Source organism: Advenella sp. FME57 (assembly GCF_014897675.1).
Lineage (GTDB): Bacteria > Pseudomonadota > Gammaproteobacteria > Burkholderiales > Burkholderiaceae_B > Advenella.
On the sequence record NZ_JABUXU010000010.1, the window covers coordinates 1 to 14,050 of the forward strand.

The 14,050-nt window shown below is 56.2% G+C and carries 14 protein-coding genes; 11 read left to right on the forward strand and 3 right to left on the reverse strand.

Going from position 1 to position 14,050, the window contains the following annotated elements:
• The coding region (gene gcvA / locus INT32_RS12595) for a transcriptional regulator GcvA (RefSeq protein WP_193089094.1) at window positions 1–868 on the reverse strand (868 nt) is incomplete at its 3' end.
• A 99-nt stretch (window positions 869–967) separates the two neighbouring features.
• On the opposite strand from gcvA, the gene INT32_RS12600 reads away from it, so the two are divergent.
• Together INT32_RS12600 and INT32_RS12605 are read left to right on the forward strand one after the other, a co-directional pair.
• Window positions 968–1,816, forward strand: coding sequence for a DMT family transporter (locus INT32_RS12600; RefSeq protein ID WP_193089095.1), 849 nt, complete (start codon window positions 968–970; stop codon window positions 1,814–1,816).
• Between the two features lie 22 nt (window positions 1,817–1,838).
• Window positions 1,839–2,732: an alpha/beta fold hydrolase gene (locus INT32_RS12605; RefSeq protein WP_193089096.1), complete on the forward strand. Its 894-nt coding sequence runs from the start codon at window positions 1,839–1,841 to the stop codon at window positions 2,730–2,732.
• A 221-nt stretch (window positions 2,733–2,953) separates the two neighbouring features.
• On the opposite strand, the gene INT32_RS12610 is transcribed toward INT32_RS12605, so the two are convergent.
• Complete coding sequence (locus tag INT32_RS12610) at window positions 2,954–3,826, reverse strand: alpha/beta fold hydrolase (RefSeq protein ID WP_193089097.1); 873 nt, start codon at window positions 3,824–3,826, stop codon at window positions 2,954–2,956.
• 506 nt (window positions 3,827–4,332) lie between these two features.
• Between INT32_RS12610 and fic the strand changes: the two genes are divergently transcribed.
• Window positions 4,333–5,430, forward strand: a complete 1,098-nt coding sequence (gene fic, locus INT32_RS12615; protein ID WP_193089098.1) for a protein adenylyltransferase Fic — start codon at window positions 4,333–4,335, stop codon at window positions 5,428–5,430.
• Window positions 5,431–5,713: 283 nt separating this feature from the next.
• Here the strand turns inward: fic and INT32_RS12625 are convergent, their stop codons facing one another.
• Window positions 5,714–6,397: a GntR family transcriptional regulator gene (locus tag INT32_RS12625; RefSeq protein ID WP_193089099.1), complete on the reverse strand. Its 684-nt coding sequence runs from the start codon at window positions 6,395–6,397 to the stop codon at window positions 5,714–5,716.
• Between the two features lie 294 nt (window positions 6,398–6,691).
• On the opposite strand from INT32_RS12625, the gene INT32_RS12630 reads away from it, so the two are divergent.
• The 8 genes from INT32_RS12630 (at window position 6,692) to INT32_RS12665 (ending at window position 13,998) form a co-directional block, all read left to right on the forward strand.
• Window positions 6,692–7,222 carry a TRAP transporter small permease subunit gene (locus INT32_RS12630; protein WP_193089100.1) on the forward strand — a complete coding sequence of 177 codons (531 nt, stop codon included), beginning with the start codon at window positions 6,692–6,694 and terminating at the stop codon, window positions 7,220–7,222.
• A gap of 10 nt (window positions 7,223–7,232) precedes the next feature.
• A complete protein-coding gene (locus INT32_RS12635) occupies window positions 7,233–8,534 on the forward strand; it encodes a TRAP transporter large permease (RefSeq protein ID WP_193089101.1) in 1,302 nt (433 codons plus the stop codon).
• A gap of 69 nt (window positions 8,535–8,603) precedes the next feature.
• Window positions 8,604–9,719 (forward strand): C4-dicarboxylate TRAP transporter substrate-binding protein, encoded by a 1,116-nt coding sequence (locus INT32_RS12640; RefSeq protein WP_193089102.1) that lies wholly within the window; start codon window positions 8,604–8,606, stop codon window positions 9,717–9,719.
• Between the two features lie 74 nt (window positions 9,720–9,793).
• Complete coding sequence (locus INT32_RS12645) at window positions 9,794–10,204, forward strand: nuclear transport factor 2 family protein (RefSeq protein ID WP_193089103.1); 411 nt, start codon at window positions 9,794–9,796, stop codon at window positions 10,202–10,204.
• Window positions 10,205–10,337: 133 nt separating this feature from the next.
• Window positions 10,338–11,147 carry an SDR family NAD(P)-dependent oxidoreductase gene (locus INT32_RS12650; RefSeq protein WP_370540226.1) on the forward strand — a complete coding sequence of 270 codons (810 nt, stop codon included), beginning with the start codon at window positions 10,338–10,340 and terminating at the stop codon, window positions 11,145–11,147.
• Window positions 11,140–11,928 (forward strand): SDR family NAD(P)-dependent oxidoreductase, encoded by a 789-nt coding sequence (locus INT32_RS12655; protein WP_193089104.1) that lies wholly within the window; start codon window positions 11,140–11,142, stop codon window positions 11,926–11,928. Before INT32_RS12650 ends, INT32_RS12655 begins: the two co-directional genes overlap by 8 nt.
• Complete coding sequence (locus tag INT32_RS12660) at window positions 11,925–13,367, forward strand: FAD-dependent oxidoreductase (protein ID WP_193089105.1); 1,443 nt, start codon at window positions 11,925–11,927, stop codon at window positions 13,365–13,367. The genes INT32_RS12655 and INT32_RS12660 overlap by 4 nt, the downstream gene beginning before the upstream one ends.
• 82 nt (window positions 13,368–13,449) lie before the next feature.
• Entirely contained in the window at window positions 13,450–13,998 is a 549-nt protein-coding gene (locus INT32_RS12665) for a nuclear transport factor 2 family protein (RefSeq protein WP_193089106.1), read from the forward strand.
• Window positions 13,999–14,050 lie beyond the last annotated feature (52 nt).

Sequence of the window (14,050 nt, forward strand, 5' to 3'; positions counted from 1 at the left end):
CGAGCCATGAGCGGAACAGCAGTACTACGTCATCGGCAGACCTTTCATCCGGAACGTAAGTGCAATAGCTGCGTGACGGCAGGCGTGGGCCGTTAAACGGTGCAACAAGCCGGCCGGCAGCAAGATCGTCTGATACAAGCGACGTTGGTCCCATGGCGATGCCCATGCCGTCGATGGCTGCCTGCAACGTCAGGTAGAAGTGATCGAAGGTCAGGGTGGCCGTCGGAGACAGGCCGTAAACCTGTGCCTTTGCCAGCCAGTCTGGCCACACTCGCGGCAGGCTGGTTGTGTGCAATAACGTATGTTGTCGCAAGTCATCCGGCTCGCGTAGCGGCAGGCGCGAGAGGAGCGCCGGGCTGCAAACCGGCAGCCGCTCCTCGGACAGGAACGGTCTCATCGAATAGCCATAGAACGTGTCCGGACCGCCGCGGATGATGACGTCGTAGGTCTCTCTCAGGCTTTCCACCGGCTCGTTCGACGTCTCTACTCTGACGTCTATGTCGGCATGTTCGCTACGGAATTTCTCCAGCCGTGGCACCAGCCAGCGCAAGGTGAACGTTGCCGATGCATTCACGGACAGCGTCCGGGAGACGGTTGCGGGCACACCATAGCTGGCTGTAGCCCGCGTCAACTGTTCGAACAGGGGGTCGATTTGCGCCAGATAGGCTCTGGCGTCTGCAGTAAGCACCACGCGCCGGTTATGTCGTTCAAACAATGGCACGCCCAGCCATGCTTCAAGCAGGCGCACCTGCTGGCTTATCGCGCCATTGGTAACGTGCAGTTGCGCAGCCGCTTCCTTGAAGCTGCCTAGTCGGCCGGCAGCTTCGAAGGCACGCAACGCGTTCAGTGGTGGGAGTCTTTGTTTCATTCGAAATAGTTTATCTAATACGAAGTGCCAATTTATCTGGTTTGTTGCCCAAGCACAAGATAGATATACTTCTTACTACACTTTTTTTTCGGGCCCTGCATGCTCAGCTATGCTTATATTGGTGGTTTCGTCCTGCTTGCAGCGCTGCTTCATGCGAGCTGGAACGCGCTTTTGCATGGCAATGGCGATCGCCTGCTGTCCATGACGTGGATGAGCGTGGCCATCGCGGCAGTCTCTACGGTCGTGATTTTGTTCATTCCATTGCCAGCGCGCGCGGCCTGGCCATACATCATCACCTCGGGACTGATACACATCGTCTACAACGTAAGCCTTGTGCGGTCGTACCGTCGCAGCGACCTGGCGCAAGCGTATCCGATTGCACGCGGTTCCTCGCCGCTGTTCGTCACACTGGGCGCGGCGCTCTTCGCAGATGAGGCAATCGGGCCTTTGCACGCCTTGGGCATCGTGATGATTTCGGGTGGCATTATGGCGATCGCGCTGCAGGGGCGCCAGGTGTCGCGCAAGGGCGTACTGGCTGCGCTGATGACGGGTGTGATCATCGCGTTCTATACTGTGATCGACGGCATTGGCGTGCGCTTGTCGGGCGGGCAGGCGCTTTCGTACACTGCGTGGATGTTCCTGTTTTATTGGCTGATGCCGGTTTTGTTCGTTGCCAGGCGCGGGCTCGCAGCGCTGTTGACGTCGGTACGCACGGCGCCAAGGACAACTGGCATATCGCTGATCGGCGGCCTGGTCTCGCTTGCGGCATATGGCATCGTGATCTGGGCGTTGCAGTCGGGCGCGATAGGTGCAGTCTCGGCATTACGCGAAACCAGCGTGGTGTTTGCCGTGCTTATCGGACGAATGTTTCTGCAGGAAACGGTGAGTGCAAAACGCTGGCTCGCATGCCTGACTGTCGTGGGCGGAGCGGTTTGTCTTGGACTTTGACATTGACTGAAAGGATGACTTCATGGTTAAGAAAATAGCAACCACGCAGCTTGAGATCGCCTACGAGGAACAGGGCAACGCCGATGGATGGCCGGTCGTTCTGCTGCACGGCTTTCCCTACGACATCCATGCCTATGAAGAGGTCACACCGCAACTAGTAGCGCGGGGAGCACGCGTCATCACGCCGTTTCTTCGGGGATACGGGCCTACCCGATTTGTTGATGAGACCATACGTCGCTCGGGACAGCAGGCCGCGCTGGGGGCAGACTTGCTGGCATTGCTGGATGCATTGAAGATCGAACAAGCCGTGGTCGGCGGATATGACTGGGGTGGGCGGGCCGCCTGCATCGTGGCCGCGTTGTACCCTTCAAGGGTGCGGGGCCTGGTTTCCGTGAACGGCTACAACATACAGGATATTGCCGCAGCCATGCAACCGGCCAGCCCGGAAAAAGAGTATCGGCTATGGTATCAATACTATTTCCATGGCGAACGCGGTCGCGCCGTGCTGACAGAAAACCGCCATGCATTCTGTAAACTCTTGTGGTCCTTATGGTCGCCGACCTGGCGCTTTGACCAGAACACTTACGCCCGCTCCGCTGCGGCGTTTGACAATCCCGATTTCGTCGACGTTGTCATCCATTCGTATCGACACCGATTCGGGTTGGTCGATGGCGACCCGCTGTTTGACGACATGGAAAAGCGTCTGGCCAGTGCGCCGCCCATCTCCGTACCCACGATTACACTGGAGGGGGATGCCGATGGGGTGACGCCAGTGGCAGATGGACAAGCAAATCCATCGCGCTTCACAGGACGTCATGAAAACCGGATCATCCCCAATGTGGGCCACAATCTTCCGCAGGAAGCGCCCGACGCCTTCGCTGCGGCTGTGCTGGATATTAACGACTGGGCAGGCTAATGCTCTGCACGCAAGGCAGTTGCCCAGCGTTCAATTCCCACCATACGGCCCAATGAGATGCCATCAGCCGGACCGCTGTGAAAAATCGGAAAGCGCAACGCAATCCGGTGTCTATTTGATGATTGACGGGCGCAGCAGTGCGATGTGTGCGCACTCTCGCGATTATTTCGGAGCGTGATGAAAGAAGCCAACCTGCAAGTTGGCTTCTTTGGTTCGTCTGGTCAGGGCTTGAGCGTTTTGATCCAATTGTCGAGCGCGTCCGCCAACGCTTGCGGCTGCTCCGGTACAAGCGCGTGGCTGGCATTGGCAATGACAACCGTGCTGATCCGGGCGCCGAACTCTTCTTTCATTTCCTGGCGGGTCGACTCCGGTTTGAAAGGATCAAGTTCGCCCTGTACTTCCAGCAAGGGAGCGTGTCCGCCTGACCACCATTCCGACTGCGGGGTCGCTTTGCCCGCTGCGCGTTGGCTCTTGGCGACATCGCCATAGCTGCCGTTCAACCAGGAACGTGCATCATGCCCTTTGGCAAAAAAACCGAATTGCAATGCGGCTAGCCGCTGGGCTTGTGGCACGCTCTGGTCGGTTGCATGACGCACTTTTTCCACCAGCTCCGGCATGGCTTCTGGATAGCTTTTGGCCGCCGCAGCAATGATGATGACACCACGTACTGCGTCCGGGTGATCAACCGCCGTCATGCGAGCGACCCAGTTGCCGAAAGCATGACCGGCAATGATGACGGGCTTTTTGGCAACCTGCTGGATAACCTGGTTAATATCATCGGCCAGGTCATGCAAGGTGATGTTTTCTGTCGGGCCCAGGCTTTTGCCGATCCCGCGCGGCTCCGGGCGAATAACCTGGTAGCCTTTTTTCTGCAGGAATGGCACCAGCGGATCAAAATCTTCTGCGCCCCGACCACGAGACGGTAGCAGGACAATAGGCGTTCCGGTGCCATTGATAAAGACCTCGACCTTTGCTCCCTTGTCTGTCTGGATAACGCGAGTCTGGGTATCGGCAATTTTGCTGGCATTGGCGTGAACAGTAAAAACCTGCGCAGCAAGACCCATCCCCACTACCAGCGACAATAGCTTATTCATTTTCGTCTCCGTCATTGTTTGTATGAGAACGACAAATGATGAGTGATTCCTCCGCTTGGCACCAGATGTTCAGATAGATTTCAGCTATAGGAAAAGGGCATAACCACTGTGATAAGACGGTGTTCTGAACGGCTGCGAACATATCCTGGTCGCACTGAAACGCTCAAGAGCGATCTCTGGGCCAGGAACCAGAGCTTAGCAAAACTGCGGGAATTTCAACATTGCACGAAGGATAAGGAGGCAGGTTGTGGTGTGAATGATCTGGTCAAGCTATAACGCCAAAGGCATAGGAAAGACGCCAATTATCATAATTCTTGCCTGTGTCAAGGATCCCATTTATCCTGATATGTCGAAATAAATCGTTTTTGTCGACATATCATACGAATATGTCGATGGCTTAAACATATTGATCATATATGTTGAAAAAATTTAAAAAAATCGACACATGAGAGAGATATGGTTAAAATTATCGAAATATTCGACATATTTTCTCAAAAGGCCAGTGTATGTTTAGCCCAGACCTGCCATATAACGATTTACCCCGTCTGCCGCCAAAAGCGGATATCGAGACAAAAGCCATTCTAAAAGCGTGCATTGACGCCAAGGCCTCACTGGCGGGTTTGAAGGCCATGGCAAAGCGCATTCCGAACCAGGAAATGCTGATTAATATTATTCCTATGCTGGAAGCGCAGGCCAGTTCTGAAATTGAAAATATCGTTACGACCACAGACCGGCTCTTTCAGTATGCGAGCGACGAGTCGAATGTTCTGGCCGATCCTGCAACGAAAGAGGCCTTGCGCTATAGAACCGCGCTGTACCGCGGATACCAGTCACTTAACTCAAGGCCGCTGACGACGGCTACTGCAGTTCAGATATGCCGAACCATCAAAGGGGTGGAAACGGATATCCGTCGCGTGCCGGGTACGGCACTCCTGAACGAGGCCACAGGGCAGATTGTTTATACGCCACCGGACGGGGAGGGGGCAATTCGCGATCTTCTTGCAGATTGGGAACGGTTCAGTCACACGCAAACCGACATTGACCCTCTTATCCGCATGGCTGTCATGCACTATCAATTTGAGGCGATTCATCCTTTCAGTGATGGCAACGGTAGAACCGGCCGTGTACTGAATCTGCTTTTTTTGATTTCCGAGAACTTGCTTGAAGCGCCCATTCTTTACCTGAGCCGCTACATTATCCAGAATAAATCAGAATACTATCGTCGGCTGTTGCGAGTGACAACAGAGCAGGAGTGGGAATCATGGATTTTGTATATGCTGCAGGCCACGCATAGCACCGCTGAATGGACGTCGAAAAAAATCATCGCCATTTGTGACTTGATGGACCAAATCCGGGAACAACTACGCCGGGCCCTGCCGAAGATTTATAGCTACGAACTCGTCGACCTTATCTTTACACAGCCCTATTGTCGGATTGCCAATATTGTGGACCAGGGGATTGCCCAACGCCAAACGGCGTCAAAGATACTACAGGCGCTTGTTGCGCAAAATGTATTGAGAGAAGTTCAGTCGGGACGCGAAAAAATATTCATCAATGTGGCATTGATGCGATTGCTGGCGCGTGAGGACGACAGCCCGAGCTAATAAAACGGCGTAACCCGTGAATCAGGCGTTTGCGCTATGGGCATCGTCTATCCTTACCGATTGATGCGACGGTCCTGGACCACCAGCTTCTGGGTAATATTATTCGTTATTCTGTAGATACTGCTATTGGACAAATAACGGTGGAGCTGCTTAACCGTTCGTCTGAGCGGATGCTTGAGCAAGGGGCTCGTCTGGAGCTGATGTTTAATAAGAATGAGATTCGGGAACTGACGAGCTAAGGGATACTGACTTGGAGGGTGGCGCGTGTCCCTTGACCGCCTTCCTACTTCCCCGACGTGTTCTTCTTGCTCAACCGCTCATAATTATCCCGCAGCAGCAAACCCGCAAAGTAGATATGCTCGCGCATCAGTTGTTCTGCCCGCGCGGCGTCCTTCTCGATCACAGCCGTGACGATACGGTGATGGTCCTGGTGCGAGCGGCTGATGATGCCGTGATCTTCCCACAGCATGATTCTGTCCGAGGCAAAGGGCGCGGTTTGCGCCTGGGTGGTGAATCGGGTGACCCAGGAGTTTTCCGCAGCAGATAGTAGCGTTTCATGTAGCGTGACGTTCATCTCCTGGTAGGGCGCGTGATCTTCGGGCAACAGTACGCCCTTATTCAGAATCGCATCGCCTTGCGCCACGCATGCCTTGAGTTTGCTGATGGCAAGATCGGACAGGCCCTTTTGCGCAGCGCGCCGACAGGCCAGCCCTTCGAGCACCGCACGCACTTCATAAGCGCCGATGATGTCTTCATATTGATAAACCCGCACGGTGTAGCCGCGCTTGGTGCGATGCTCCAATAGGCCTTCATTGCCCAGGTTGCCAAGCGCCGCGCGCACCGGCGTGCGCGATACCCCAAGCTTTTCTGCTAGCGGAATTTCTTCGAGGCGCTCGCCGGGTTGCAATATGCCTTGCAGGATCCAGCTTCGGAGCGTGTGGGTGACGTGATCAGCCAGGGTGTTCATTGGTTTCATGTATACATAAATAGAAAAGACTCATACTCCAGTATACGTAAAATTCCCGAAACTAGGGAAATCACTAATAAACTTCCTCCCTTCATGTATGCACAATGGCATTTATTCCAAGGTTTTACCCTAAAAAACCGCCAATTTTAATAATTGTGTATACATGAGACAAGAAATCCACATCGCGGATCGCCCCGCGCGTTCGCCTGATACTTCGGGTGTTTTCAAGGCAGGGGTCACAATCTCTCGGCAAAAATTTCCAAGACAAGACACCGCGATCAGGAGGAACAGACTATGGACAGACTAATTGTGCTGGCCAGTCGCGCACTGGTTTTGCTGTGTTCGGCAGCGCTGGTCCTGATGATGCTTCAGGTCACGCTGGACGTGGCAGGTAAGTATCTGTTCGATCAGCCTATCCCTGGCAGCGAGGCGATTGTGGCCAGCTACTACATGGTGGCCATTGTGTTTCTGCCGCTGGCCTGGGTGGAAGTATGCGGCGAATCCATTGTGGTCGAGCTGCTCTATAACATTGCTTCGAAACCGGTCCGCGTCATCATGGCCGCCTTGGGCACTGCGGCAACGGTGATCTGCTACGGGTTCCTGGCCTGGTTTCTGTGGGCGCCGGCCATGCATGCCTACCGGATTGGCGAATTCGATTCCAGCACCTGGAATGTCATTACCTGGCCTGCCCGGTTTTTGCTGCCGCTAGGACTGGCGCTGGGGGCGATTGTGGCGCTGCTTCAGCTGATGCGTATTCTGACAGGGCGCAAGCCGCTGCATCATGGCATCGCTGATGATGTCACTGATCTTCCAGAACAAATTTGAGGGAACAGCAATGGATCCGTTGTTAATTGGTGTACTGGGCATTTGTCTGCTGCTGGCTTTCATTGTTACCCGCTTTCCTATTGGTATCGCGATGGGGCTGGTGGGGTTTCTGGGCATTATCTTTATTATTGGCGTGACGCCCGCGATAGGGGTGGCCAAGGCGGTTCCCTATGAACTGGTGGGCGATTGGAATTTATCTGCAGTGCCCATGTTTTTGCTGATGGGTTATTTTTCATCGGCGGCGGGCCTGACGCGCGGCTTGTTCGGCGCGGCCCGGATCTTTCTGGGTAAAGTGCCCGGCGGGCTGGCGTCTGCAACGGTATTGGCCAGCGCGCTTTTTGCTTCGGCCAGCGGCTCCAGCGTGGCGACCGCCGCTGCCTTTTCCCGCATTGCCGTTCCTGAAATGCTCAAGGCGGGCTACAAGCCATCGTTGGCCACGGCTTCGGTGGCCTCGGCCGGCACATTGGGTTCCTTGATTCCACCCAGCGTGCTGCTGATTATCTATGGGTTGATCACCGATCTGTCGATTGGCACGCTGTTTGTCGCGGCTGTAATTCCGGGGGCGTTGTCTGCCGTGGTCTATATTGCCATGATCACGATCCGCTGCAAGCTGGATCCGTCCCTGGCGCCCCGCATCAATGAGACCTACACGGCAGAGCAAAGAAAAGAAGCGATCAAGGACATCTGGCCGTTGCCGCTGCTTATTGCAGGTGTGCTCGGCGGCATCTTCACGGGCGTGTTTACTGCGACCGAGGCCGGTGCCATCGGCGCATTCCTGGCTGTTGTCATTGCGGTTGCAAGGCGCCAGTTTACGTTGAAGGTGGCAGAAAAAGCCCTGTTTGATACTGCGGTCAGCACATCTGCCATATTCATTATTGTTGTAGGCGCCGCGATCTTCTCGCGCTTTATTGCGCTGTCAACGCTGCCGGTGTGGGTGACCAGTTCGCTCAGCGGCTTTGACTTTATTACAGTCATCATCCTGATCTGCCTTGTGTTTCTGGTGCTGGGCTGCTTCATGGAGAGTATTTCCATCATGCTGCTGACCTTGCCTGTGCTGTCTCCGCTATTGGATGGTTATGGCATCAACATGATCTGGTTTGGCGTGCTGGTGGTCAAGCTGCTGGAAATCGGCCTGATCACGCCGCCGCTGGGTCTGAACGTGTACGTCATCCGATCAAGTCTGGGCAAAACCATCAAATTGGGCACCATCTTCAAGGGCGTGGCCTGGTTTATTTTTGCCGACTTTTTCACGGTCGCATGCATGATCGCCTTCCCGGCTCTCACGCTCTGGCTTCCTTCTTTTATGCAATAAACAATCTCACATTATTCCAAGACTGATCGCTGTCACAGGCGGTCCGCAACCCAAACGAGGAGCACAATCATGAAAAAAACCGTAATGACAGTTGCAATCGCCAGCCTGCTGGCGTCAACCGCCGCAATGGGCGCCACTTACCGGGCCACCAACTGGCTGCAACCCATTCATACGCTGAACGCCGAACCCTACCAGAAATTGGCCGAGGGTCTGAAGAAAGCCACTAATGATGAGATTGCCTTTACGGTCTATTCCGGGGGTACGCTGGTGCCGGCCAAGGCAACCATCCAGGCCCTGCGCGACGGTACGGCGCAACTGGGTATCGTGTATCCCGGTTACACGCCGGCAGAATTGCCACTGAACAATGTGCTGGTCGACCTTGGCTTTCTGGTCAAAGACCCCATGGCTGCTGCCTTTGCCTATACGGAAATCAATCTGTCCAACAAGGACCTGATCAACGAATGGCAAAAGCAGGGTGTGATCTTTACCGGTGGCTATTCAACACCGATCTATAACTTCATGTGCACAAAGCCCATTCAGTCCCTGGCGGATGCCAAGGGCAAAAAAATCCGCACGGCGGGCGGCACGCAAACTGATTGGGTCGCCAGCATTGGCGGCGTACCGGTTTCGGTGCCCATTGGCGACGTGTACACGGGCCTGTCGCGTGGCTCCGTGGACTGCACCATGGCCGAAGTGCCCAACCTGATCAACTCCAAATTCATTGAGGTTGCCAAATCTATTACGCGTATCGACATGGGCGCCGTGCCCGGTGCGACCTATGTACTGAATCCGGATTTCTGGAAGGAACTGTCTGCCGAGCACAAGAAAACCATGATTTCGCTGATGGCCAAAGGCCTGGCGGACCAGCAGGTGGGTTATTCGGCCCGGGCAGAGGAAGCATTGAAGCTGGCGCAAGAGAAGATCAAGGTGATCCAGCCGGACCAGGATCTGGTCGATGCGCTGGCGGCTTTCCAGGCCAGCTACATCAAAGACCTGGCCAAATCGTCCGTGAAAGAACGCAAGATTGCCGACCCCTCGAACCTGATTGACCAATACACCAAGCTGGAAGCCAAGTGGCGCGACCTGCTGGACAAGGTTGATCGCAAGGATGCCAATGCCGTGGCCAAGCTGCTGGAGCAGGAACTCTACAGCAAGATCGATGTAGAGACCTTTGTTATGCCATAAGCGGGGCAGCCCCGATTTTAGAGGTGCGGGCCAAGGACGGCCCGGCCATATTACCGTTGTTCAGGAAACAGACTATGAATCACGAGCGTGATAGCACCGTTGCGGCAGTGCGCAACCTTTACGCCAGACAGGCGCATTTGATTGATAGCGGCCAGCATGATGACTGGGCGCATACCTTTACCCCGGATGGCCAATTTCATTCGCCCACCTACGGGCAACCGGCAGTGGGCTACGAACAACTGGCTGGTATTTCAAACGCGTTTGGTCAGGCGGCGCTAAAGAGCGGCGAACGCCATCGCCACCTGGTGGACAACATCTGGGTGGTTGAATGTGATGCGGCTAGCGCCCAAGTGCGTGCTTACTTGTCCATTGTGGCGACCAAGGAGGCCGGCGAGACGCGAATACTGCGCATTGTCACGCTTGACGACCAACTGGCAATGACGGAACAAGGGTGGCAGGTGCGCCGCAGGACGGTGACGTATTGATGGCGACATTGATGACTTACTAATGGCGTAGTAAGGGCGAAATACCGATTTCAGTTGGCAAGCCTGCAGGGCGCGATGATGCTGGATGACGCGCGATCGCAGGTGTTTATGAATTTTTATCAAGGACGTAGAAGTGGAAAATCAATCGAATAACAAACAGCCAGAATTCAAACTGGCCCAATATCCAGAGCTGGCCGGACGCGTGGCCGTGGTAACCGGCGCCGCCAGAGGGATGGGCGCATGCTTTGCGGCAGGGCTGGCCAGCCAGGGCGTGCATGTGATCGGCGTGGATATCAATGAAGACGAATTGAAAGCGGCGTTTGCCAAATCACAGACGGCAGATGGCAAGACGCAAGGCGGTACGCTGACCGCCATGCGCGGGGACGTGACCGCCAGCGAGAGCCTGGTCAACATTGCCGACGAAGCAGTCAAACGATTTGGTCGCCTGGATATGTGGGTCAGTAACGCAGGTGTGTTCCCGCAATCGGAAATCGGATCGGTAACGGCCGAGCAAGTACGACAGACATTCGGCGTCAATGTAGACGGGGTGTTTTTCGGGGCACAGGCGGCGGCAGACGTGATGCAACCGGGCGGCGTGATTGTGAACATGGCCTCTGTGGCGGCCTTCCGGGTCAGGCGCGGCCGGGCCATTTACTCGGCCACCAAGGCTGCCGTACACAACCTGACCCGTTCGCTGGCGGTGGAACTGGGCGACAAGGGAATTCGGGTCAACGCACTGGCGCCAGGGTTTATTGATACGGAAATGACCAACTGGGTGCGCGAAATACCGGGCGCCATGGACAAGGCCCTGGCCTCTATCCCGCTGGGCCATATCGGCACGCCCGAGCATGTACTGGGCGCATTGCTGTTCCTGGTCTCCGACTCTGCTTCATATGTCTCCGGCCAGACGCTGGGTGTAGACGGGGGCTCGCGCCATGGCTGATCACAAGGGCGCGGTAATTATTACGGGCGGCGCCCAGGGCATGGGCCAATCCCACGCGCACGCGCTGGCTCAGACTGGCTGGCATGTTTGCGTGGCAGACGTCAAGGACACCGAGGCGACCGTTGCCGCCATTGGCGAGAACGGCGGCTCAGCCAGCGGCCATGTGCTGGACGTGACCGATTCCAAATCGTGGGAAGCGCTGGCCGATGACATCCGAAATAATCTGGGCCCGTTGGTGGGGCTGGTCAATAACGCCGGCGTATCGTACCGCCAGGGTATTGGCGACACCGACGATGCGAACTGGGACCGGGTCATGGCCGTGAACCTGACCGGCGCATTCTATGGCATAAGGACCATGGCGCCGCTCATGCGCGAGAGCGGGGGCGGGTCCATCGTGAATATTTCTTCCATTTCCGGGCAGCTTGGTTACCATGGCGCAGCGTACGGCGCCAGCAAATGGGGCCTGCGCGGGCTGACCAAAACCGCCGCAGCCGAATATGCGCCCTGGGGCATTCGCGCCAACTCCATCCATCCGGGCCTGATTCAGACCGCCATGGTCAATAGCGCCACGGCCTTTGTGGCGTCATCACTCAAATCCATTCCCCTGGCGCGTGCCGGGCAACCCTCTGAAGTGAGCGCTGCCGTGGTCTTTCTTATTTCTGAAGCCTCTTCATATATGAGCGGCAGTGAACTGACGGTGGATGGCGCGCTGGTTGCTGCCGGCACCTATTGGCGCATCAACCACGAAGCGGCAGAGCTCTCACAGGGAGGCGACTTATGAGCAATTGGGATGTGATTGTCATCGGCGCCGGGGGCGCGGGCCTGGCCGCCGCGATCTCTGCTGCAGAAGAGGGCGCACGCGTGGTCATTCTGGAATCGGAAAAGGAGATTGGCGGGTCTACCCAGCTTTCGGCCGGCATGTTTACCGCCGCCAACACCAGCGTGCAGCGTGCGCTGGGCGTGGAAGATTCTGCCGAACGGTTCTTCCAGCACTACATGGACCTGAACCAGTGGCGCCTGCGCCCGGGGCTGATCAAACGCTTTTGCGATGAATCGGGCCCCACGCTGGAATGGCTGATCACACTTGGCGTAGACTTCCCCGCCAAATTCTCTACCAACGCCCACGACCCGGGTCTGATGCAGGCCGGCGTGGAAGACGTCTGGCGTGGTCATGTGCCCAAAGACCAGGGCTATGGCCTGGTTACCGCGCTGAACCAGCAAAGGCTGGCAAAAGGCATAGACCTGTTCCTGGATAACCGGGTAGAAGACCTGGTGGTGGAAGACGGGCAGGTGCGTGGTATTCGTATTGGCGGTGAGTTGATCGAGGCTTCTGCCGTGATTGTGGCCAGTGGCGGCTTTGCACATAACAGCCAACTTCGCCGCCTGTATTACCCCGAAACGCTGGAAGCGGGTGAAGACCTGTTCATTGTGGCCGCGCCCGGCAGCCGGGGCGACCATATCCGCTTTGCCGAATCGGCCAACGCGGCGCTCACCGGCCACGGCCAGGGCCTCTTGATGGTGACCTCTTATATACAGCGCCTGCACCACTGGCAGTCCGGCTTTCCGCCACGCTCGCGGATCTACATCAACCAGGCGGGCGATCGCTTTATGAACGAAGACATCCCCTATGCAGTCTCGCCCGGAATCGTGCGTGATAACGGTGGCAGCGTATGGAACGTGTTCGACGAAAAAGCACGCAACGCGCTGCCTGAAGGCTACGCCCACTGGAACAAAGAACGTGTTGCAGAAGATGCCAGGGCCGGGCACATGTTAAGTGCGGACACCCTGGAAGAGCTCGCCGCCAAAATGCACGTACCGGCGGACCGCCTGACCGCAGCCGTAGCGCGCTGGAACGAACAACTGCCCAACGGCCAAGACCCGGACTTCCTGCGCCAGGCCACCATGCAAAACAAGGGCGACACCAAACCGCTGGAGCCCATTGCACACCCGCCATACTACGCGGCTCGCACATGCCCGGCAGAACTGGTGTGCACACACACGGGCCTGACCATCGACACTGAAGCGCGCGTCTGCGATGTACGGGGGGCGGTGATCAAAGGCCTTTATGCGGCAGGTGAAGCAGGCGGCGGTGTACTGGGTAACCGGTACGTGGGCGGCGGCAACTCCATTGCCAACGCGCTGACGATCGGGCGTATTGCGGGCGTGTCTGCGGCTAAAGACGCGTTGCAGAATGCTGTCCAGAGTACGGCAGCGGGTTGATTGATTTGGCTTTTTTTGATGAGACAGACTAACCATAGCCAGGCGGAAATTGCGATCTGGCCATATTTGCGAAGCATAAACCATGAATGAAAATGAACAATTCCTGCAGCGCCTGCGTGCAGAAGACGAAATCAAGCGCGTATTGCAACTGTATTGTCGCGGCGTGGACCGACGCGAGTTTGACCTGGTGCGAGGCGTTTACCATACAGACGCCATGGACTACCACGGTCCTTATAATGGCAATATTGACGGCCTGATCCAGTGGATGATCCGTCGCCATGAAGGCGTCGCCCAATCCATGCACCTGCTGGGCAACTGCCTGATCGACTGGCGGAGCGACGATGTTGCATTAGTAGAAACCTATTGCGTGACCTACCAACGACTTAAACCGGGTGACGGGGCCTCAATCTCGGATGTTGGGCTGAAAGTGGGCGGCAGCGGACAGCAGACGCAGGTACGGTGCCGGTATCTGGATCGGTTTGAAAAGCGGGAAGGCCAATGGAAGATTGCCAACCGGGTGGTGGCGTATGAGTCGTTACTGCTCGAGGACGCGCCGGAGTCGCCGTTTGCAGAAGGGATGCAGATGGCGACGCGGGGGAGGGATGATCCGTTGTGGGGGTTGGTGGGGTAGGTTATTCAGCAAGTATTGATCTTGAAGTACTTCCCTAGTCTTTTTCTTGCGT